This is a genomic window from Acetobacter sacchari (assembly GCF_017377715.1).
GTDB classification, from domain to species: Bacteria; Pseudomonadota; Alphaproteobacteria; order Acetobacterales; family Acetobacteraceae; genus Acetobacter; species Acetobacter sacchari.
Genome location: NZ_JAFVMF010000014.1, coordinates 26,442 through 48,456 on the forward strand (window position 1 = coordinate 26,442; position 22,015 = coordinate 48,456).

The following is a 22,015-nucleotide window of genomic DNA, read 5'->3' on the forward strand; positions in this document are numbered from 1 at the left end:
AAACTATTGGTCCTTCTGATGTATCTTTGTGGCATGTCGCCGCCCGTCTATTGGGCGATGCAACCCAGGCCAACAGAATAATGAGCCTCAATGGACTTAGCGATATCTGGATTCCTGGAATCATAACCATAGCAGTGCCATCAGTCGATGCGACCCAATCTGGAGGCGTTGATCAGACATGATTACGTGACGCCCGATTCTCAGAATACTGCGAAAACCAGTTAATTTTGAATCCACGCGCCACCCCACATTGCGAGAAATGACCCATGCTTACATTAAACCAGCCCGTAGCCGTAGGCGATTCAGTGGTGCGACCTCGCCTTCTGGTCATGACTAACGGAACGGTGCTGCCTGACGCCTCAAACATTCATATAAAGAAAACAAGATTGTCTGAATCTGGTACGTTTTCCTTAACTTTACCGGTGGAGGCGTCATCTCCGCACTGGTTCGATCCTGATGTCGGAATATTTGAATTACCTATAGAAATTTACCTAGGATTCCTTCCACCTGGCCAAGACGAGGGAACCCAACCCTATTCTCTTCTCTTTGGAGGCGTTGTCGATCACGCACACTATACCCCCGCAGGTAACAAAGTGGTCGTCTCCGGCAGAGACCGATCAGCACGACTCATTGAGCGTGAACTTTCCGGGAAATCGTTTCTAAATTTTACAGCTTCAGACGCAATTTCTCAGTTGGCTACGGAAGCTGGCCTGACACCGGACGTCGATGCGACATCCGGTCTCGTCGGACAATTCTATCAGTACGAACACAAAGCTCACGGCCTTCGCGGCATGCACCGATTCCAGACGGCATGGGATTTCTGCGTCGGAATGCAGCGACGATATGGTTACGACCTATGGGTCGACGGAAATACTCTTTACTTCAAAGCCCCCGACAAAAACAGTGAGATTTTATATTTGAATTGGAAGCAGGCCAATTCAGAAACAAAATATCCCGTTTCGTCTGTGTGGAATCTCGGGCTTTCTCGAAGGATCGCATATTCTGACGGCACCGCAGTAACCGTTTCTGCATGGGACGCCCGGCAGAGAATCTCTCACTCCGCGACCTACCCGTCGGACATATCAGCAGCTGGTCTCGGCTACGCTTATACCGCCGCTGTTGGCACAACGCTGGATGAATGCGCCGCTCTGGCGCGACAGAAGTACAATGAAACGATGGCTCATGCCAGGACATTGTCCATGAATGTCCATCCGTCTCTGTCCATATCGCCGCGCCAACGCGTGACCATTCAAGGAACCGGAACTTCATTTGACGGAGTTCCATACACCGTTGATGAAGTCATTCTCTCTATGAACGGCCCGCGCATAGCGCAAAATATTACCCTGAGAAACAGAAGCAATCTGAAGGATGCCTCGTGAGTAGCTTACGTAGCGTCCTCGACATGCAAATGCATGCGCACGCCAGCAGGATAGGACGCGCTCGACTTGGCGTCGTGAGCGCCGTCGATCCGTCTGCCGGACTGGTCAAGGTAAGGCTTCAACCCGAGAACACAGAAACAGGCTGGATCTGTGATACGGCGATCGCCGTGGGTTCGACTGTCTGCTACGCGCCCTCGGAACTAGGATCTCATGTCCTTGTTGAGACAGTACAGGGCGATGGGGACAACTATATCGTAATAACAAGAATTTTCGACGCCGTCTCGATGCCGCCTACTTTCTCGGCGCTTGGAGACGCCGTGCTTCAGGCAGGGCAGTTTGGCGTGAAAATTGCCGATACTGAAATCGTAGTATCTGAAAGCGGAGTTACTGTCGTCGGCCCCCTCATTATCCGCGGAGATGTTTCCGTTCAGGGAACCATCAACGCTCAGGGCGATATTTCGACGTCCGGGGTTAGTTTGGAACAACATATACACCGCGGCGTACAAAGTGGGTCAAGCGTCTCCGGCACGCCTGTTTCAGGATGACATCCCTTGCACGCACATCAAACGATCGGAACGAGAACATGCCTGACGCCTATCATGTCCCGGGTTCGGATCTGACCCTGGGCTCCTCGGGCGACATTGCGGTAGCGTCAGGCGTTGACGCTTCGAACCAGAGGATTCTTCGCCGTCTTGCGACGAATGCGGGAGATTACATATTTTCTCTCGCTTATGGGGCGGGGCTTCCGGGTCGAGTAGGAGGCTCGGACGTTCCTGCGGATCTGGAGACATTGATTTCCCAACAAATCCTGCTTGAAGCGTCGGTCTCTTCGACACCCGCGCCGATCGTATCCGTCACCAGATCGGGGCAAAGCATTACGCGTATTTCGATAACATACAGGAACACGGAAACAGGCGACACTGTCGCGCTGGAACTTTGATATGACTCCCTCGCTCCAAAATTTTTCGACCATGGTGTCTAACGCCGCCGCCGCCGCTCAGGGCGCCTGCAAGTCCCTTCTCGACTTCACAACTGGTTCTGTCTCACGCTCCCTGATGGAAGCCAATGCGACGGTCGCACTGTGGCTGCAATATCTTCTGCTTCAGGTTCTGGCGACGACGCGTCTGGCTTCCTCTTATGGCGAGGATGTCGATTCATGGATCGCCCAGTTCGGTATGAGCCGGCTGGGCGCGACTGCCGCCACCACTACCGAGACATTCATCTGTCTCGCGCCACAGAGTTCGTCCGCCGTCGTGCCTGTCGGAGCGATCGTAAAATCCTCAGATGGGACAGTTTCATTTTCTGTAGTGTCCGACACGTCGAATCCCTACTGGTCGACGTCCGCCGGCGGATATATCCGGGCAAAGGGAGTCGCTTCCATCACCTGCCCGGTTCAATGTTCGGCCACAGGAACAACAGGGAACGTGACAGCGGGCGTGCTCAATCTTCTGGGCACGCAGATCTCTGGTATCGACACCTGTTCCAATCTCGCAGCCGCCACAAACGGATCCGATCAGGAGAGCGACGCGGCTGTGAAAGCGCGCGTGACTCTTTGGTTCGCGTCCCTGTCTTCCGCGACCCTGAAGGCCGTTGAGGGCGCCATCGCTGGCGTATCGTCTAACCTGACTTATCAGGTCATCGAAAATACTACGCCCGATAGTGTCTATCGTCCTGGGTTTTTCTTCGCAGCGATCGACGACGGTTCGGGCGACGCCCCGGACGCCACCGTAGCAAGCGTCGAGGCGGCGATCGAAGCGCAACGCGCCTGTGGCGTCGAGACGGCCACCATCCGCGCAGCGCTGGTTCCGGCGGTAATCGTCGTGCCTGTCACGCTCGCCGACGGCGTCGCACTGGCGTCTGTGCAAACCGCCGTGGAAAGTGGCGTTCTCGCATACGTCAACGCCCTCGCGGTCGGCGCCACCTGTAGTTACACAAGAATCTCCAGCGCTGCACTTACGGCGGCGGGAACCCTCGTAAAGAGTGTGGGGATTGTTACCGTCAATGGAGCTGCAGCGGACATCGGCGGCGACACAGGAAGTGTCGTGCGCGCCGCATCGGTGACGGTCACACTGATCAGTTCGTGATTATTCGGAATATATACCAGTACAGGATCTGAAAACTCATGGCGATCGGCGATCTTGAGGATATGGCCGCGCGTATCCGCGCAGTGCTGCCGCAAGGATGGTTTCCATCAACCGAAGAAAACAGCACGCCCGTTCTGGACGGCCTGCTGACCGGATTCGCGTGGCCCTGGGCTCAATTGCACGCACTGCTCGCCTACACTGCGAATCAGGCGCGTCTGCAAAGCAGCACAGGAAATTTTATTGACGCTGCAGCAGCAGATTACTTTGGAAGCGATCTCGCACGAGTCACTTCCGAAACGGATACCGCATATATCACGCGAATCCAGCAGACGCTCATAGCTCCTCGCAACACCAGACCAGCTCTTGTCAGCAAGCTTCAGGCCATCGCGCCGAACGTGGCCATTTTTGAACCGTGGCGTGCACCGGATAGCGGATGCTATGGGCGCGACGGCTACAACACGACGAAACACCGTTATGGCTCACGAACGTCTCCTGCCACCGTCTTTGTCGAGGCGCCTGCTGGAACCGACTCAGACGCGCTGAAGGCTACAATCGTCGATACGAAAGCCGAAGGCGTGGACGTATTTTACAGGGTAATGGAGACAACTGACTGAAAAACGCCCCGAACTTCGATTTCGCGAAACCATCGGATATATCTGGCGGCGCCATCGCTCTCTCTCTCTCTTGACGAGCGAGAACGCGCTCAACTCGACCTGTTCAGAGCAATCATGCCTCAGGCGAACGGGTGAGTTCACAGCGCAGCTATCCGCTTCAAGACTTCAACGCCGCCAAAAATTCAACCCGGCTTGCGCAGACTGTCCACTGACGACTTCAGATCCTCGAACGACGCTGCCCCCGGAATGATCGCTTTCTCGCCGATCAGAAATGTCGGCGTGCCTTCCAGCCCTATCTGGCGCGCCAGATCCATGTTCTCGTGCAGGATCGCAGCGACGTCCGGCCCCTTCATATCCCGCTCAAGCCTGTCCGCATCCAGACCCGCAGCGGTCGCCAAAGCCCGGATCCGCGCGATCGAAGCCGGTTGCGAGTCGCTCATGAGCGCCTGCTGAAGCTTGAGGTAGCCGCCTTGCAGCCCGGCAGCGGCAATGGCCTGCGCTTCCATCTGACTCGCCGGACCAAGAACAGGAACAACCTTCTCAACCAGCCGCAGATCGGGCTCGGCCGCCACGAGCTTATCAAGATCCGGCAAAACCTTGCGACAATAAGGGCATCGCGGATCGTAGAACTCCACGACCGAAAGGGAGCCTTTGGGGTTGCCCAGAACGATGTCGCCGGACGATCCCGCGAGCTTGGCGCGGTTGGCGCGCACTGCCTGCAGACCCTTGGCTTGTTGCTGCGCCTCCGTCTCCGCGCGCATCGCGGTGATCGCGTCGGCAAGGATCGTCGGGTCCGTCTTGAGCGCATTGCGCACGATGGCGACGATTTCCTGCCGCTGCGCTGGCGTAAAGCTGTCCTCCGCCCAAGAGGAGTCGGCAGGAAAAGCCGCAAGACCGCCAACGATCGCGGCGGTGAGCAAAGAGAGGCGAAGCCTTGGGAAGCGCGTCATATTCGATCCTGTAACCCAGCCGGCCATGCTTGTGAATGTCGCACGACCCGGCCTCATTTCCCCAGCGCCAGCGCGTTGCTCAAGTCCCCCAACGGTGCATTGCCGTGCGCCGCGATTGCAGCGTCGCGCGCCTGCAGCCCCGGCAACACGTCCAAACTGAACCTACGGGTCAAGAACCGCAGAATGGAACCAGAGTCATACGGAGTGTGATCGACGAAGCCCCGTTTTGCGAAGGGCGAGATGATGATCGCCGGCACGCGGGAGCCCGGCCCCCAGCGATCGCCCTTGGGCGGCGCCACATGGTCCCACAGGCCGCCGTTCTCGTCATAGGTGACGATCACGAGCATGTGGCCCCATTGCGGGCTCCGCTCCAGATGCTCGATCAAGTTCGCCAGGTGGGCGTCGCCCGACATGATGTCCGCATAGCCGGAATGCTCGTTCAACGTCCCCTGCGGCTTGTAGAAGGAAACCTGCGGCAGACGTCCGGCGTCGATGTCGGCGAGCAGCGCCGCGCCCGCCATCCCGCCGTCGCGCAGATGCTCTCGCCGAGCCGCAGTGCCCGGAGCGTAGGCGAGAAAGTAGTTGAACGGCTGATGATGCGTCTGGAACTGCACCTCGCGCGACCGCAACCCGTGAGTCAGAACATAATCCCACCCGCCCGAATACCACGCCCAACTGACGCCTGCGCGAGTCATGACGTCGCCTATCGTCGGCGCGGTCTGCGGAGGCAGCGTCGTCTTCTTCGCAGGGTCGGCCAGCGCCGGATCGTCGCCGGGCGCAGGTGGGTTTTCGCTCGGCTGGTACGGAGGCTGCATCGTGTTCACGGCGTAGAAATCCGGCGTCAGATTGCCGTCATGAACAAACTTCGGCGGCCCGCCCAAAGCAGACTCAGGCGCGTTCGCCGCCACCTGCAAGGCCCGTCCGTCGGCTGTTGTCACCGCGATCAAAGGCTGGGCCGGGCTTTGATCCGCGTGCGGATAAAACGCAACGCAAGAACAGATCAGCCACTGATGATTCATGAAGGAGCTGCCGAACGCTCCCATGAAGAAGTGATCCGCCAGCGTGTAACGTCGCGCGATGCCCCACATCTTCATGTGCGAGCCGTCCCAGTTCCCCATCGGCATGGCGCCGACGTCGGACCACGCCACGAACTTGTCGTTCAGACCACCGTCGATCTGCATCTGGTTCTGATAGAACCGATGCCACAGATCCGCCGTCACAGCTGAATCGGGAACGTTCAGACCATTCTTGCCGTCAACCGAAAATGGCGCATTTGGCAGGTGCGCGCTCATGGCCTGCGTCACCGGAGGCGTGACGCCGGGCATCGTCACGCCGCCCCATACAGGCGGCAGTTCCGGCAGGACCTCGCCATTGCGGTCACGCTGCAGACGCGCGGACTCCGGCGCCTGCGCCAGCCCATCGGCGCCAGGAAACCGCCCGTAGAGGCTGTCGAACGAGCGGTTCTCGTCGTAAATGACGACGACCGTCTGAATCTGCTCAAGACCGTGGCCTGCAACGGCGGTTGCGCCCGCCGCCGGGGGCGGCGCAAAAGCGCAGGCGGCCAGCAGGGCAAGCCCGGCTTGCGGGGTGCGACGCATATTGTCAGTCTCCTCGGCTGATTTTCGAACGAGGCGACGCCGCGTCGATGGGTGCGAAGGCAATGTATCGGAAGCGAAAACTGCGGCCAACCACCTCGCCGCCAAAACAACACACGCCAGCGAAGCCCGCTCTGACGCGCGTGACAGTCACAGGCGCGGCTGCACGCATCGCTCTGCCCCGCCACATTACGGCAGGACTTGTTCTGGCCGGACTCGCAATGCCCATCAGCCGCGACGCGTCCGCTGCCGCCCTGTCCCGTGAAAACGCCTTCAAGCGCGTAGAAACGCTGTCGAATCTGGGCGCGCGTCTGTTTCGAGATCCCCGCCTTTCCGCCTCCGGTCGCCAGTCCTGCGCCTCATGCCATGACCCGGCCCATGGCTTCGCGCCGCCGGACGCCCGCGCCGTCGAGCCCGGTGGCGACGCGATGACCCGGTTCAGCTTTCGCGCCCCGCCGTCCCTGACCTACCTCGCCGCCGTTCCACGCTTCACCGAACATGCCTTCGACTCTGAAGACGAGGCCGACGAGAGCATCGACAACGGGCCGACCGGGGGCCTGACCTGGGACGGGCGCGTCGACACGGGGGCGGCTCAGTCGCTTATCCCGCTGCTTTCCTCCGACGAAATGGCGAACCGAACGCCGCAGGACGCCGAGGCGCGTCTGGTCGGCGCCGGTTACGGCTCTGAACTGGACGCACTCCGACTGCCGATCCGGTCGGGCGCGTTGCAATCGCGCCTGTCCGTCGCGCAGGACGCGTTCGAGGCGTACGAACAGGACTGGAAGACGTTTTATCCGTTCAACAGCAAATATGATCTCTATCTGGCTGGAAAGGCGCGGCTGTCTCCTGCGGAGACGCGCGGCCTCGCTGCGTTCGAAGACCCGGCCAAGGGCAATTGCGCGTCCTGCCACATCAGCGAACCTCGCAAAGATGGCGCGCCGCCGCTATTTTCCGATTTTGGCATGATCGCGCTGGCTGTTCCCAGGAACCGCGACATACCGGCGAACCGCGACCCGCAGTTCCATGATCTCGGCCTCTGCGGCCCCCTACGGAAAGATTTCCTCGACCGCTCCGAATACTGCGGCCTTTTCCGTACGCCGTCCCTTCGTAACGTCGCTCTGCGATCGAGCTTTTTTCACAACGGCGTCATGCATAACCTGCGCGACGCAATCGCGTTTTACGTGACGCGGGACACCGATCCCGCGCATTGGCACCCACACGGATCAGACGGCGTACGGCCCTATGACGACCTACCTCGTCGTTATTGGAGCAACATCAACAACGATCCACCCTTCGGCGGGAAACCGGGAGACGCCCCGCGTCTGACCGATGCGGATGTTGACGACATCGCAGCCTTTCTGCGCACCCTGACCGATAACTGGAAACCAGACGACCAAACCTCCGGAAGCGCCCGCTGAACAAGCGCCCGGCAGCTTTCAGGCTTCCGTGAACCGATGCTCCCTCAGGCTTGCCTCGATCTCTTCAAGCGAGCGTCCCCGCGTCTCCGGCACGCAGAAATACACGAACACGGCGGCAGCGGCGTTGACCCCGGCGAACAGCCAGAACGTGCCGGACGGCCCCATGAACTGGATCAGCGATAGCGTCACCAGCGAGACTATGAGATCGGCGCCCCAATGACTGGCGGCGACAAGGCTCATGCCCTTGCTGCGAACCGACAGCGGATACACCTCCGCGCCGATCAGCCAGATTGCGACCGACAGGCTGCCCGCGTTGAAAATCGCATAGGCGACCAGCGCGCCGACAGCGACCCACGGGTTGGCGCCCTGCGTCGCGCCCATCATGAAGACAAACCCAAGCACGACGAGCGACAACGCCGCGAACGGAAGGAACACGAGCATCAGCTTGCGCCGTCCCCATGAATCGACGGCCCAGCTTCCGAAAACAGTCGCGACGACCATCGCGAACCCTATGGGGATCGAAGCGAGCAGCGCCGACCCTTCGCCGAACCCGACGCCGGAGAAAATCGTCGGCGCATAATACAACACGGCGTTGATCCCGGTCAGCTGGCAGAGAAGGGCCACGCCGACGGACGCCACGATCGCAGGCCGTAGCCAGGGCTTGGCCAGTTCCTTCCAGCCAGCTTCAGCGTCATGCGCGTTTATGATCTCCGTAAGCTCGCGTTCGGCCTCGTCTTCGGTGGACCGAACCTGCCGCAACACGGCGCGCGCCGCAGGAAAGTCGCCCCGAAGCGCCGACCAACGCGGGCTGTTCGGCAGGAACAGCATCCCGACCAGCAGCACGACCGCCGGAATGGCGCCGAGCCCGAACATCAGCCGCCACGAATGATCGCGCAGAAAATACCCGGCGACGAACGACACGGTGATGCCCGTGACCACCGCCATCTGAAACAGGACGACCAGTCGCCCACGCCGGTTAGCCGGAACGATCTCGGCAATGTAGACCGGCACAATCTGAGACGACGCACCCACCGCCAAACCAAGAACAAAACGCGACAGTGTCAGGACTATCGTGTCCGGCGCCGCCGCCGCGCCGATCGTTCCCACAAGAAAGATCGCCGCCGCCAGCATGATCGTCCGGCGTCGGCCGAACCGGTCCGAAAAAGGCGCCGCGCCGACGCACCCGACCAACGCCCCGGCGACGATCGCCGCCGTCACGATCTGTTGTCCGGGGACGGACAGGGAAAAGACGTGGGTGATCTGCAACAACGCTGCCGAGATGATCCCGGTGTCGTAACCGAAAAGAAGACCGCCGGTAGCCGCGACGACGGCGATCACTCCGACGAGAAGACTGTCATTCATCCGTCCAGAATCCGATCTTTTTCTAAACGCAACGTCGTGCGTTCGCTATTATTGATCGTAACGAAAACATGCCGATGCTCCGCTACAACGAAACGTCCTCTCCACGTCGAAACAGAACCTCCACTCAAGATTCTCCTTGATGGAAGCGGGAAAGGAAAAGAAAAATCTCCCTCCGAAAGAGTTGCGGCGACCTTGCCGCGCCAGCCCTTCGCGCGAAGCTTCAGACGCCCGCCTCGTGCGGCGGGCGCCCCTGCGCCACCACAGTGCTGACTTTTCGAGGAAAAAGGAACGAAAAGAATTTCTCGAACCCCCTCCGCCGTTAACGGCTGGACACTACGTCAAACGACAATGCGCCGGGCTCTTTATCCTCCAAAAACCTCTCCTCCGCGGTCCATATGGTCCCCCTGCCAAACCGCGCCTTACTCAGGCGAAAATCTCCAGTCAGACGACGACACCCGCAGCAGCAAACGTATGAAACCCTTTCCTGTGAAGAAAAACGGGCGAAGATACAGCAAGGATGCGCAATCCTGATCCGGCGCGGAGGGACGCCCCCTCTAGAGCGTGACCCGATCCTCAGCGACAAGCGAAAGCCCTGAAGGCTCGAAACCGAAAACCCTCCCGTAAAAATCCAACTCGATCTGAAAGACTCTCGCGATCGTGGCCTCGTCTCTGAAGCCGTGCCCCTCCCCCGGAAACTCATAGAGGGCGCACGGTGTGCCCCCACCACGCAACGCTTCAACCATCGCGCGCGCCTGCCCCGGAGGCACGACCCTGTCCTCCAGCCCCTGAAGAAGAAGAACCGGCGCGCGAATGCGATCAGCCATGAACAGAGGCGAACGCGCACGATAGACCGCCTCCGCCTCAGGCCACGGCCCGACAAGCCCGTCGAGATAACGCGCCTCGAACTTGTGCGTTTCCTGCGCCAGCGCCCGCAGGTCAGTCACACCATAAAGGCTGACGCCCGCAGCGAAGACGTCGGACACCGCCAACGCCGCCAGAACAGTCAGCCCTCCAGCGCTGGAGCCCCGGATCGCGATCCGCTCCGGATCGACCACGCCACTTCCCGCAACATGTCGGGCCGCCGCCACACAATCCGCGACATCCCGGACGCCCCACTCCAGATCGAGCCGCTTGCGGTACGTCCGCCCGAACCCCGTCGAGCCGCTATAATTGACATCAAGCACGGCGAACCCGCGACTGGTCCACCACTGGACCTTGAAGGAGAACGCCTCGCTCGCCCGCGCCGTGGGACCACCATGAGCCGTGACGATCATCGGCGGCCGCTCGCCCTCGGGCGCCGTACAACACGCATTGGTCGGGGGATAGAACAGTGCGTGCCCCTCGACGCCGTCCGGCAACGGAAAACGAATCTCCTCCGCCACGGCAATGTCATCCGCTGCGAACGGCAACGTCGTCGCCGCCCGCAGCACGCGCGGCAACTCGCCTTCGCGCCCGACAACGATCGCCGCCGGACGGTCAGAGGGCGCGTCCAGCCAAGCAAAAACGGGCGACGACCTGTCGGCGACGAGGACCGGGCATTGTTCCGGAGCGCCAAGATCCATTTCACGCGCCATCGCATCGCCTTCCGCCCCCGGGGAAAGCAGAAGCATGCGCGCCCGGCCGTTACGAACGCTGAGCGCGACAACGCGGCCATCTGGCAAAATAGAAAAGCTCTGTTGTCCGAACACCCAGTGCGGCTGCCCGATTTCCTCCGCCGCAGCGTAGAAAATGCGTCTCTCTCCAGTCACGACATCAAAACGGTGCAAGTTCCACCAGCCGTCACGATCAGTCGCCGCGAGCAGCGCCCGGTCGTCTAGCCAACGTGGCTCGACGACGGATTCTGCGCCGCCAGACAATGTCCGCATTTTTTCGAGCCGCAACGTTCCGTCTGCACGCACGACCTGCGCCACCCGAAGCCGTGTTTCATCCCATGGCATGGATGGGTGGCTCCACTCGACCCACGCCAGATAGCGGCCATCGGGCGAAAACCGGGGCGACGTGTAGAAATCCGCACCACGCGCGATCACCGTTCCGCCATCGACAACAGCGTTCGGCGACGTGGGCAGGAGAGTCAGCGTGTTCTCCGCTTCGCCCTCGACACTGTGATCCTCCCGCACCGCGACAATCCAGTCGCCACACGGGTCGACCGCAAAATCTGCATAACGCAACCCATCGCCGGCTGCGACAAGCACGAGATTCGGCGTCGTTCCGCCCTCGCCCAAACTCAGCACGTAGACGCCGCCGTCGCCACGATGGCTGAGAACCGCCTGACGCCCGGCGACGCTATATGCGCCGCCGCCGTATTCGTGGACGCGCGTGGCGACGTCGAAGCCGGACGAGGTCAGATCCTGAGGAGCCTCGCCCTCCCACCAGCCCACGAGCGTCGTTCGCCCGCCATTGGCCGGTCGCCGCTCCAGCCAGAACACAGCGCCCGCGCTAACGGTCACGGAAGAGAGAGTCACGGTTTTGCCCGCAGCCAGCGCCGCCGTCACCGGGGACGGCCACGCGCCGCAAGGCGTCGGGTGTTTCGGCATCGGGCCTCCTTCATTCCGGCAGGTCGTGCGTCGCCCACCGGATTCCTCCTATGGTTGGCCATGGGGAGTGGTTCCTGCAAGCCGCCCGGTCCCGGAGGCCCTGACGTCGCCCCCAAAACCGATGACCCACAAGCTGGCCAGATCATTCGATCATTCCGCCGCACTTTATCCGCCGCGCAACGCACCGATCGTCTGGATCTTCTTCCTCATTCCAAGCGTTTGGCTCGCCACCTCCGGCTCCACAGAAAGGCTGCCCGGACTTGACACGGATGAGCGCAGAAGGTTCCTCAGGCGCTTTGCTCGACCAGCACGGGGCGCCTGACGCTGTTACATTTTCTGGATTCGCTCTTCTCCCAATACGGTTACGGCGTGATAGGCGTCGTCGTCATGCTGGAGAGCATGGGCCTGCCGCTGCCAGCCGAGAGCCTGATCATCACCGCCGCGCTTTATTGCGCGACGACGCACAAGCTCGACATTTACTGGGTCGCCGGGGCCGCGGTGATCGGCGCCATCATGGGCGACAATTTCGGCTTTCTCATCGGCAAGGCCCTCGGCTTCAGAATGCTGCGCCGTTACGGCGGGAAGGTCGGCCTGACGCCTGAACGTCTGCTGGTCGGACGTTACATCTTCCGACGGCACGGCGGAGTGGTCGTATTCTTTGGCCGCTTCATCGCCGTGTTGCGCGTTTTCGTCGCGCTGCTCGCAGGGGCGAACCATATGCCTTGGCATACGTTCCTGTTCTATAACGCCCTAGGCGGCATCCTGTGGGCCGGCGGCTATTCGCTCTGCACCTATTATCTCGGGCATGAAGTGCTTCAGTTGTCTGGCCCGATCGCTTATGGCGCCGCAGCGCTCGCGATCGCCGGGATCGCCGGAGGGTTCCTCTTTCTGAAGAAGAACGAGCATCGGCTGATTGCAGAAGCGCAGGAGGCGGCCGAGAAGGACGCCAGCCTGAAACACTGACAAGACCGTCCGGCGACGGATAACGGGGGCGCCGACGGCGTCAGACGACGAGGTGCAGCGATGATGCAACCCGAGATGACGCGCCTTGACGGCAAGCTGGCTCTGGTGACCGGCGCCAACAGCGGCCTTGGCTTTGAGGCCGCCTGCGGCCTGGCTGCTCTGGGCGCCCGCGTGGTCCTCGCCGCACGCAATCCGACACGTAACGAGGAAGCGCTGGCTCGCCTGAAAGCCCGTATCCCGCACGCACAGGCAGAGACGGCTTTCCTTGACCTGGCCTCGCTTGACGATGTGACGGCCTTCGCCAGCGCTTTCGCCGGGAAAGAGGCCGCGCTCGACATCCTCGTCAACAACGCGGGCGTCATGGCTCCACCGATGCGGCAGGAAACCGCTGACGGCTTCGAACTGCAACTCGGCGTCAACCATCTTGGGCACTTCGCGCTGACCGCGCGCCTGATGCCGCTTCTACGCGCCTCGCCAGGCGGCGCCACGGTCGTCCCGGTCGCGAGCCTCGCCGCGTGGCGCGGACGCATCCAGTTCGACGACCTGCAATCCCGCTATCACTACAGCGCCTTCACCGCATACCGCCAAAGCAAGCTGGCGAACCTCCTGTTCGCGACGGAACTCGCGCGCAAGGCCCATGCAAACGGATTGCCCCTGCACGTACGGGCGGCGCACCCCGGGTGGTCACGCACCAGCATCGGCCTCAACGGCCCTTCGCTCGGCGCCACAGCGTTGCGCGCAAAACTGTCGGAGCGAGTGATCTCGCTTGCGTTCGGTGCGTTAGGTCAATCGGCGGAGGACGGCGCCCGCCCCGTCATCTATGCTGCGGCGTCGCCAAAAGCAGAAGACGGACTGTATTACGGCCCCTCCGACCGGGGCGAACGGCGCGGACCGCCTGGCCTCGCGATTATCCCGCCTTCGGCGCGTGGCACGGCGACCGCTCGTCGCCTGTGGGACGTATCCGAGCGATTGACAGGCGTAACGTTCGCCTGATGAAAACCCGCAGCCGAATGCGGGACAGACGCCAAGCCGGTTTTTCGGGCGTCGCAGCACACCACTGCCTGTTGAGGCCCCTTCAAGGAGAGCGATTGCGTGAGGCATGACTACATCTCGGCGCTTACAGATCTTCGCCGCATGTTCGACTGGCTTCCTCCCGTTTTCGCCTCCCTCCTCATCCTCTTTGGCCTCGGCGGCCTCTCCGCACTAGCCTGCGGCATCGTCGCCAACCGTATCCTCGCCCGCCTGAAGGGCCAGCGCCGGGGCGCGTTCATCCACGCTTTCGCCAGCGGGCTGCGCCACCCGATCCAACTTGTCATAGCATCTACAGTGATGCTCTCGGCGCTACCGGCGCTGGATTTTTCCACGGTCATGCTCGAGCGACTGGCGCATCTGCTCGGGGTCGTGCTGGTGATCTCGCTCGGCCTTGGCCTTGGTCTCGGCGCACGCATCACCGCCTCGGCCTACACCACACGCTGGAGCGCCTCGGGCGACGACCGGGAGGAAGATATCCAGGGGCGCAAGCATCTGACGCAGGTCCGCCTGATGCAACGCATGGCGGAAATCGTCATCGGCGTGCTGACCGTCGGCGCGGCGCTGATGACTTTCGAGCCGGTGCGCCAATACGGACTAAGCCTGCTGGCCTCGGCGGGGGCAGCCTCGATCATCGTCGGTCTCGCCGCCCGTTCCGTGCTCTCCAACCTGATCGCCGGCGTACAGATCGCGGTGACGCAGCCCATTCGCATGGGCGACATGATCTCCTTCAACGGAGACTGGACATGGGTGGAGGAAATCAACGCGACCTACGTCGTGTTGCGCGCCTGGGACAAGCGCCGCAGGATCGTCCCGCTTTCCTACTTCCTGGATAATCCGTTCGAGAACTGGACCTACAACTCCGCCGAACTGGTCGGCGCAGTCTATCTCTATCTCGACTTCGTCGCCCCAATGGACCGCATCCGCGCCCGGCTTGCCGAAATCGTGCGGACATGCCCCGAATGGAACGGCAAGGACTTCAGCGTGCAGGTCGCCGACGCGACGGACCGTACGATCATGATCCGCATCACGGCGGGCGCGCGCACCGCCGTAAGAAGCTGGGATCTCCGCTGCGCGCTGCGCGAGGGGATCGTCTCGTGGATCCGGGAAAACTGCCCTGAAGCCTTCCCTCAGACCCGCTTTCTGCCTGGCGGCGATGCGTCGGGAGGGCTGCCGCCCGACGCAGACCCGTTCCTGCCGACCAGCCGGACCCCGCCACCGCCGTCCTGATTTTTGCGCCGCACACTCTGCGCGCGGCGGTCTACCGCCGCTGCGCATTGAAACTTGGGGTGAGCGCTGGTAAGCACGCGGACTTCAAACCGTCTGTTCGCGCGGGCCGGAGACGCCATGTTTTCGGGCGAAAAGATGCGCTTCCAGAAAGAACGAAATGTGCGCGCCGACCGCCGTCGGACGCGGACCGCGACCCCGAGCGGGACAGCCAAGGCCGGAGACGATCATGAGCACCAAGAAACTGCTGATTCTGCCCGGCGACGGCATCGGTCCCGAAGTCATGCGCGAAGTCGCGCGCGTCACGGCATGGCTGAGCCGCAAACGCAACATTGCCTTCGAGATCGACGAGGACCTCGTCGGCGGAGCGTCTCTCGCCGAATACGGCGTGCCGATCCGTGACGAGGTCGTCGAAAAAGCGCGCGCCGCCGACGCCGTGCTGTTCGGCTCCGTTGGCGATCCGGCGTGGTCTCACGTCGGTTTCGACAAGCGTCCGGAAGTGGCGATCCTGAAGCTCCGGCAGGAACTGGGCCTTTTCGCCAACCTGCGCCCCGCCAAGGTCTTCGACGCGCTGGTTGACGCCAGCACCCTGAAGTCCGACGTCATCAAGGGACTGGACATCATGATCGTCCGCGAGACCGTGGGCGGCATCTATTTCGGCGAACCGCGCGGGATCGAGACCCTGCCCAACGGCGAAAAGCGCGGGATCAACACCGAGGTCTATACGACCAGCGAGATCGAGCGCGTCGCACGCGTGGCTTTCGATCTGGCTCGCAAGCGCAACAACTCGGTCTGCTCGGTCGAGAAGTGCAACGTCATGGAAAGCGGCCTGCTGTGGAAAGAGGTCGTGACCGATCTCCACGCCCGCGAATATTCCGACGTGAAGCTTTCGCACATGCTGGCCGACAACTGCGCCATGCAGCTGGTCCGCAACCCGGCCCAGTTCGACGTGATCGTCACCGGCAACCTATTCGGCGACCTGCTCTCCGATCTGGCTTCCATGTTGACCGGCAGCCTCGGCATGCTCCCCTCCGCGACGCTCGGCGCTGTGCAGGAAGACGGCCGCCGCCCGGCGCTTTATGAGCCGATCCACGGCAGCGCGCCCGACATCGCAGGGCAGGGGATTGCGAACCCGATCGCACAGATCCTGTCGTTCGCGATGCTGCTGCGCTATTCGTTCGATCTGCAGGCCGAAGCCGACATGATCGAGGCGGCGGTCGCGGCCGTCCTCGCCACAGGCCTGCGCACTGCGGACATCATGAGCCCCGGCCTCGCACGCGTCGGCACAGACGTTATGGGCGAGGCCATCGTCCGCGAACTCGACAAGATGTGATCCTTGCGCCCGCCGACGCGACAGGCGTCCGGCGGGTGATCGTCACCGATACGCCCGGTCGAGATACGGACTGGACGCGTCAAAGAATGGTCGACTGGTCTGCAATTCCGCCGAAATAACCCGTAGGCTGGCGAGGGCGCGCAGGATTTCGACGCGTTGCGTCAGGTTCGCCTCGTGCTGCTCCCGGCGAACAAGCAGCGCAACCGCCAGATCAGTAGCCCGCGCCGTTCTTCCGTACTGCCCGCCATACCGCCCGCTGAAACGCGCCATCCGCGCCAATGTCTGACGCAATGCGCGCTGCACGTCCGGCGGCGTCATCCCACGCGCCAAAATCGCGCGCAGGTTGATGATCGCCATGCCGACCGTCATTCCGGACAGAACCCCGCCGAGATAGGCGTCGACCACCGGCCCCCGTTCGCCTCCTGACGTGTTGAGCAGCTTCAGCATCCGCTCCACCGTCAGGCCAATCAGATCAGCCCGAGCCATCGGCAGGCGACGACTGGCCAGGCGACGCAGGGTGCCCAGAATGCGACGCCGCATATCCCAACGCACCCCGTCCGGATCCAGCGGCAGAAACACCCGATACATCCAGGTGCAGAACGCCATCGCCAGAACCAGCGGAACAGCGGTGTTGAAGAAACTAATTTCGTCGAGACGCCCGCCATTCAGCGGACCGACAAGAATGGTGAGGAAGAGGTTGTAGGCGACGGCGCCGAGGACCATCGCAGAATTGGCGAAAGCCAGCCCTCCAATCATCATCGGTAAAGCCAGCCCTGCAGCGAGGAGTTCATACGTCGTGACGGCAGGGACGACGTAGAACGCAACAACCATCGCCACGACGGACACGCAGAGCGCTCCGTGAAGAAAGGCGCGGGTCGCCATCGCAGGCGTCTCCAGAGTCGAGAACAGACTGGAGACGATGCCCACGAACATCAGAAACGTCAGCCCGTCCGGCCACGCCGTGGCCACCCAGATCATGCCTGCGATGAACACGCTGACCGAAGCACGCAAACTGTTGCCTATCGCGACGCGCCAATCCCGCCAGGTGCGCATGGCGTAATGAAACGCGTCATGAGATTGCGGATTGCGGCTCAGGTCGAACTGAGTCAGAGCGTAATTGAGTTCATCGCACATCTGGCCAAGCGTATGCAGCGCCTGCCCCTGCCTCGTGATCGAAATTTCCCGCCCGACATCGACCGGTGGACTGGTGACGATCTTCATCTCTGATTCAAGACAGGTCGCCGCCTCGATACGGATCGCGGCGCGCAAGGTCGCAAGATCCGCCATGACCGCCGCAAAACCGTCAGCCGCATGCAGACGTTCCGCGAGCGGCTCAAGAAAATCGCAAGTCTGCGCCGAAAGTCGCTTCCATGCCTCCCCATAGGAAGCGGGGTCGGCAAGCAGCGCCTGAAGATCCAGTCCCCGAGCGAAAAGAGCCGTCACGGCCGCCATCGCCGCCCGTGCATGGTCGCCTTCGTGGCCACGGCGCCCGCCGAGTTCAACTTCGGCGAACTCGACCTGATCGCCCATCGAAGCAAGCGTCGCCAAAAGGTCTGCGGATGAACGTAACGCCGCCTCTTCGCCCGCCAGCATGCGCCTGAGCAGGCCGGTCGTGCGCCCGATCGCCGTGATGAAATTGTCCGCCAGCCGCGACCGCGCGCGATCCTGCAGGCGATACTGGAACAGGGATGACACAACCGTTTCGATGACCACGCCCAGCGTTATGTACGTGAGGCGCGCCATGGCGACATCAAAAATCCGCTCAGGAGCGGCAATGCCGTCCAGCGAGATAATCACACAGGTGAAGCCGCTCGCCCGCATCCCGTGAATACGGTAATTGGTCATCGTCGGCGGACCGGGAAGCAGCGTTCCCACAAAGCAGAAACCGCCTACGCACGCTGCAAGCAACAGGATGAAAAGCGCTGGCTGCTGCGGGCACGCGGCGACCAGCGCCACGCCGGCTGTTCCGCCGACGATCATACCGAACAGATGCCATCGCGCCTTGGCGATCGACTTGCCGCGCGTACCCTGAGCGATCATCCAGACAGTCAGCGCGGCCCATTGCGGGCTACCCAGCTCCCACCAGAGAGCTATACCGAGCGCCAGAAGGGAGGCGAGCGTGGTTCTCAGCGCATAGCCGAAAGCCATCACGTCCGGGGCGATCAGCCATCGCACCCGATTGAAAACGCCCTCGCTGGAAAGAACGGCGAGGACACGGCGACCGCACGAAACAGCCCCCTGTCCGCCAAGTCGCGAAACAGCCTCCCACGCCTCCGCCACAAGGCGGTGCAATCCGGCGGCTCTGCCTGCACGAAACGTCATGGTTTCCGGTTAGAACAGAACGCGCCGACAAACCTCGGATGACCGCGAATAACTGTCTTCCCGGTCCGGCATGGCGCGCATTCCCCGTCTCCCGCTTCTTTCGAAAATCCGTGGATTACCGCGATAAAAAATCACATGACCGACTGCGCGCCCGATTGAACGATTTCAAACGCGCGGCGGCCATGCGCTTCAGGGAGCGTCGTTGATCGAGGAAAGAAAACTACTCTTCGTAGGAAAGCAGTGAGTGGACCGGCACGTCCAGCTTGTTTCGCCCGCCCAGCGCCGTCAGTTCAATCAACACCGACGCGCCGATAACGTCGGCCCCGGCCTTGCGAAGCAATGCGACCGAAGCCGCCAGCGTTCCACCCGTCGCAAGAAGATCGTCTGTCACGACCACACGCTGACCGGGCTTTATTGCGTCCGCCTGAATATGCAGACTATCCGTGCCGTATTCGAGGTCGTAGCTGAGCGAAATCGTGTCGCCGGGCAGCTTTCCCGGCTTGCGCAGCATAACGATGCCGCAACCCAGACGCGTCGCAAGCGGAGCCGCGGTCAGAAAACCACGGGATTCAATGGCCGCCAGTTGATCCGGCTGCCACGGACCTACGGCGCGCGCCATGCGCGCCGTCGCAAGCTGCCAGGCGTCAGCGTTCCGCAGCAACGTCGAAATGTCGTAGAACAGGATGCCGGGCTTCGGAAAATCCGGAATGCCGCGAATATACTGTTTGAGATCGATGTCCTGCATTGTGTCCCCGCCCGCGTAGGAATACCAGCCGCATCGGCGCCGAAATTCATCTATCTATTTGATAGAGCTGTATTTTTTTCGGGAAACACCGCCTGCCGCCAAACCGGGCGGGACACTAACTTGCCCGGCGCCGCCCTGCAAGGCTCGTCAAACCGGAATAGCGTCGCCCATCGCAGACGCCACAACCTTCAAAAACCCGTCGCGCCGGAACGGTTTCGGCAGCAGCCGCGCATCGGGCGGAGCGGCCGCAGGTCGCGGCGCATCGGCGGTAAAATCACCGGACATGCAGACGACGCCCAGCTCCGGGTAGCGCTCCTTCAGCACCCGCGCGAGCGAGAAACCGTCAAGCGGTCCTGGAAGCTGCACGTCTGTCACCAGCAGATCGATGCCGTCTCCAGCGTCAGCCAATGCATCAAACGCCGACTCTCCATCCGCCGCCTCCCGCACCCGATACCCGGCCAAGCCCAGGATCGTAGCCACGATGTCACGGATGGCCGGATCGTCCTCGACGACAAGCGCCCGCCTGCTCTTTGGCTCAGAAGCAGGCGCCGCCAGAACCGGGGCGGAAATGAACTCCGCTTTCGCGCGCGGCAACCAGACTGTGACTTGGGCGCCGCGCTGCGGCGCGGAGGAAACCACGACGCGCCCCCCAGACTGGTGCGCGAAGCTGACGACCATGGCCATGCCGAGGCCAGTTCCGGCGCCGTCCTCCTTGGTGGTGAAAAAGGGCTCAAACAGTTGATGCAGAATCTCCGGCCCCATGCCGCAGCCGCTATCGGCGACGTCGATCCGTATCCACGACCCAGCCGGAAGCGGCGTCTTTTCCGACGACACGCGTAACCCGCGCTCTCCCTCGACCGGCAGACTCAACAAATCGACGCCCGCCGGAAAGGTCACGTTCGCGGCCCGAATTGCGAGTGTCCCGCCCTTCGGCATCGCATCGCGCGCGTTGATCGCAAGATTGAGAAGCGCGCTTTCAAGCTGTGCGGCGTTCACATGCACGGGCCAGACAGTCGTCGCCTCGCCGCAATCCACGATGATGCGCGGACCGATCACGCGCGCCAGAAGTCCGCTGACGTGAAGAAATATATCGGCCAGCGCCACCATGTCCGACGCGGGTTTGTCGCGTCGCATGAAGGACAGAAGCTGACCGGTCAGCGCCTCCGACCGGCGCGCCGCGTGGACTGCGGAGTCCAGGCAACGTCGGCCACGCTCGCCATCACCGACCTCGCCAGCCTCCCCGGCAAGCTCCAGATTGCCTAGAATGACGGTCAGCAGGTTTTTAAAATCGTGCGCGATCCCCGCAGTAAGCTGCCCGACGGCGCGCAGCTTCTGCGCCTCGCCCAGAGCGCGCTCGCTCCGCAGCCGCAGGGTGATGTCGTTTGCGGTCAGCACGAAACCGCGCCTGTCCTCAGAACCCGACGCGCCATCAGGCGCGAAAAACACCGTGCGGCATAATTCGAGATCCGCGCCGTTAACGCCCTTGCATTCCACCATCACCGGCGGGGCGAGCTCGCCCCGACGAAGCGCTCGTTCAACATGCGCGAACGGCTCAAGCAGCGGCGTTCCTCCGACGATCAGAGCCGAGCTGAGATCGTCGTACCGCAAACCCGGCCGCAGGACGCCGTCTTCCAAACCCAGTATGGCGCCCAGCCGATCGTTCCAGTGCCGGAGCTGGCCGTCCGTGCCGAAGACGGCGACGCCAATCGTCAGACTGTCCAGCACCGCGCGCATCTGCGCCGCCAGATTGCGGCTGCTCGCCTCCGCCCGCGCGGCCGCAAGCGACGTGCGATCAAGAATCCAGCCAGCGGTGATCATGATCAGGACGCCGATGACAATGCCGAGCGCGTCCAGGCGCTTCTGCCAGCCGGTGTTCCGCAGCATGTCGGCCAGCCTTCCCGCGCGCTCCATCGTGTCCGCGTGGCTCAACTGTGACAGGGCGCCGTCAAGGGAGACAAGCGTGGCGTCGGCGTCAGGGGCACCCAGCGCGTGGGCGGCGTCCGGCTTCCAGGCCGCGACGCGGTCCAGCGCCTGACGGAGCTGCTCGATGCTGCGGTCATGTTCGGGATCGAGGCGACGCTGCGTCGCCGCGAAATCGGGGAAATCGGCACGGGCCACCAAGAGCTTGCCCACCGCGTCGGCGAAACACGCAGCGTCGGTGGGAGAGTGCTCGGCCAGCCAGGCGAAATGGCAGATCCGCGCGTCGCTTACTTGCCGATTAAGGTTGCGAAGATACTGGTCGGAACCCGCGCTCTGGCGGTCGAGCTGGCCATGCCGCGCCATCTCGTTGCCGAGCTGCATGGCCAATGTTCCGAACGTCACGATCAAAAGCGCGGCGCCAAGGAGAGCAAGCATATGCGCTCGCTTTGCCGGATGACGCGCCATCGCTCCTCCCATGGGGTAGTTCGCGGCAAGATACGGCTCTCATCCGCGCCGGACGTCAAGCCCAACCTGGACGCC

General features: G+C 62.2%; 17 protein-coding genes. 10 read left to right on the forward strand and 7 right to left on the reverse strand.

The features are described 5' to 3' along the window. Positions 1-329 precede the first annotated feature (329 nt). Genes J2D73_RS13320 through J2D73_RS13340 form a run of 5 tightly spaced genes read left to right on the forward strand, consistent with a single transcriptional unit; the run spans position 330 to position 4,077 of the window. Entirely contained in the window at positions 330-1,379 is a 1,050-nt protein-coding gene (locus J2D73_RS13320; RefSeq protein ID WP_207882020.1) for a phage late control D family protein, read from the forward strand. After that, positions 1,376-1,924 (forward strand): phage baseplate assembly protein V, encoded by a 549-nt coding sequence (locus J2D73_RS21175; RefSeq protein ID WP_207882021.1) that lies wholly within the window; start codon positions 1,376-1,378, stop codon positions 1,922-1,924. Before J2D73_RS13320 ends, J2D73_RS21175 begins: the two co-directional genes overlap by 4 nt. A 38-nt stretch (positions 1,925-1,962) precedes the next feature. Further along, the gene (locus J2D73_RS13330) at positions 1,963-2,319 is read left to right on the forward strand and encodes a phage tail protein (RefSeq protein ID WP_143217304.1); all 357 of its coding nucleotides are present in this window, start codon (positions 1,963-1,965) and stop codon (positions 2,317-2,319) included. 1 nt (position 2,320) lies between these two features. Beyond that, the gene (locus J2D73_RS13335) at positions 2,321-3,463 is read left to right on the forward strand and encodes a baseplate J/gp47 family protein (protein ID WP_207882022.1); all 1,143 of its coding nucleotides are present in this window, start codon (positions 2,321-2,323) and stop codon (positions 3,461-3,463) included. Positions 3,464-3,501: 38 nt separating this feature from the next. Beyond that, positions 3,502-4,077: a hypothetical protein gene (locus J2D73_RS13340; RefSeq protein ID WP_207882023.1), complete on the forward strand. Its 576-nt coding sequence runs from the start codon at positions 3,502-3,504 to the stop codon at positions 4,075-4,077. A gap of 182 nt (positions 4,078-4,259) precedes the next feature. Here the strand turns inward: J2D73_RS13340 and J2D73_RS13345 are convergent, their stop codons facing one another. Both J2D73_RS13345 and acpA read right to left on the reverse strand, forming a co-directional pair. Beyond that, the gene (locus J2D73_RS13345; protein ID WP_408736845.1) at positions 4,260-5,054 is read right to left on the reverse strand and encodes a DsbA family protein; all 795 of its coding nucleotides are present in this window, start codon (positions 5,052-5,054) and stop codon (positions 4,260-4,262) included. Between the two features lie 26 nt (positions 5,055-5,080). After that, positions 5,081-6,625 carry an acid phosphatase gene (acpA, locus tag J2D73_RS13350; protein ID WP_207882025.1) on the reverse strand — a complete coding sequence of 515 codons (1,545 nt, stop codon included), beginning with the start codon at positions 6,623-6,625 and terminating at the stop codon, positions 5,081-5,083. A 47-nt stretch (positions 6,626-6,672) separates the two neighbouring features. On the opposite strand from acpA, the gene J2D73_RS13355 reads away from it, so the two are divergent. Next, a complete protein-coding gene (locus tag J2D73_RS13355) occupies positions 6,673-8,040 on the forward strand; it encodes a cytochrome-c peroxidase (RefSeq protein ID WP_243429942.1) in 1,368 nt (455 codons plus the stop codon). 18 nt (positions 8,041-8,058) lie between these two features. On the opposite strand, the gene J2D73_RS13360 is transcribed toward J2D73_RS13355, so the two are convergent. Further along, positions 8,059-9,402 carry a sugar porter family MFS transporter gene (locus J2D73_RS13360; protein WP_207882026.1) on the reverse strand — a complete coding sequence of 448 codons (1,344 nt, stop codon included), beginning with the start codon at positions 9,400-9,402 and terminating at the stop codon, positions 8,059-8,061. A gap of 554 nt (positions 9,403-9,956) precedes the next feature. After that, entirely contained in the window at positions 9,957-11,936 is a 1,980-nt protein-coding gene (locus J2D73_RS13365) for a S9 family peptidase (RefSeq protein ID WP_207882027.1), read from the reverse strand. 387 nt (positions 11,937-12,323) lie between these two features. Between J2D73_RS13365 and J2D73_RS13370 the strand changes: the two genes are divergently transcribed. From J2D73_RS13370 to leuB, 4 genes are all read left to right on the forward strand, one after another. Next, on the forward strand, positions 12,324-12,899 hold the full coding sequence (locus J2D73_RS13370; RefSeq protein WP_086643154.1) for a DedA family protein: 576 nt from the start codon (positions 12,324-12,326) through the stop codon (positions 12,897-12,899). A 60-nt stretch (positions 12,900-12,959) separates the two neighbouring features. Next, positions 12,960-13,892, forward strand: coding sequence for an SDR family oxidoreductase (locus J2D73_RS13375; protein WP_207882028.1), 933 nt, complete (start codon positions 12,960-12,962; stop codon positions 13,890-13,892). Between the two features lie 99 nt (positions 13,893-13,991). Beyond that, entirely contained in the window at positions 13,992-15,158 is a 1,167-nt protein-coding gene (locus tag J2D73_RS13380; protein ID WP_207882029.1) for a mechanosensitive ion channel domain-containing protein, read from the forward strand. A 226-nt stretch (positions 15,159-15,384) separates the two neighbouring features. After that, complete coding sequence (gene leuB, locus J2D73_RS13385; protein ID WP_086643157.1) at positions 15,385-16,488, forward strand: 3-isopropylmalate dehydrogenase; 1,104 nt, start codon at positions 15,385-15,387, stop codon at positions 16,486-16,488. 42 nt (positions 16,489-16,530) lie between these two features. Here the strand turns inward: leuB and J2D73_RS13390 are convergent, their stop codons facing one another. The 3 genes from J2D73_RS13390 to J2D73_RS13400 all read right to left on the reverse strand — a co-directional run bounded on the left by J2D73_RS13390 (position 16,531) and on the right by J2D73_RS13400 (position 21,940). Continuing rightward, positions 16,531-18,810, reverse strand: a complete 2,280-nt coding sequence (locus tag J2D73_RS13390; protein WP_207882030.1) for an FUSC family protein — start codon at positions 18,808-18,810, stop codon at positions 16,531-16,533. A gap of 220 nt (positions 18,811-19,030) precedes the next feature. After that, complete coding sequence (locus J2D73_RS13395) at positions 19,031-19,555, reverse strand: adenine phosphoribosyltransferase (RefSeq protein ID WP_086643159.1); 525 nt, start codon at positions 19,553-19,555, stop codon at positions 19,031-19,033. A gap of 147 nt (positions 19,556-19,702) precedes the next feature. Next, on the reverse strand, positions 19,703-21,940 hold the full coding sequence (locus J2D73_RS13400) for an ATP-binding protein (protein WP_207882031.1): 2,238 nt from the start codon (positions 21,938-21,940) through the stop codon (positions 19,703-19,705). Positions 21,941-22,015: the final 75 nt, after the last annotated feature.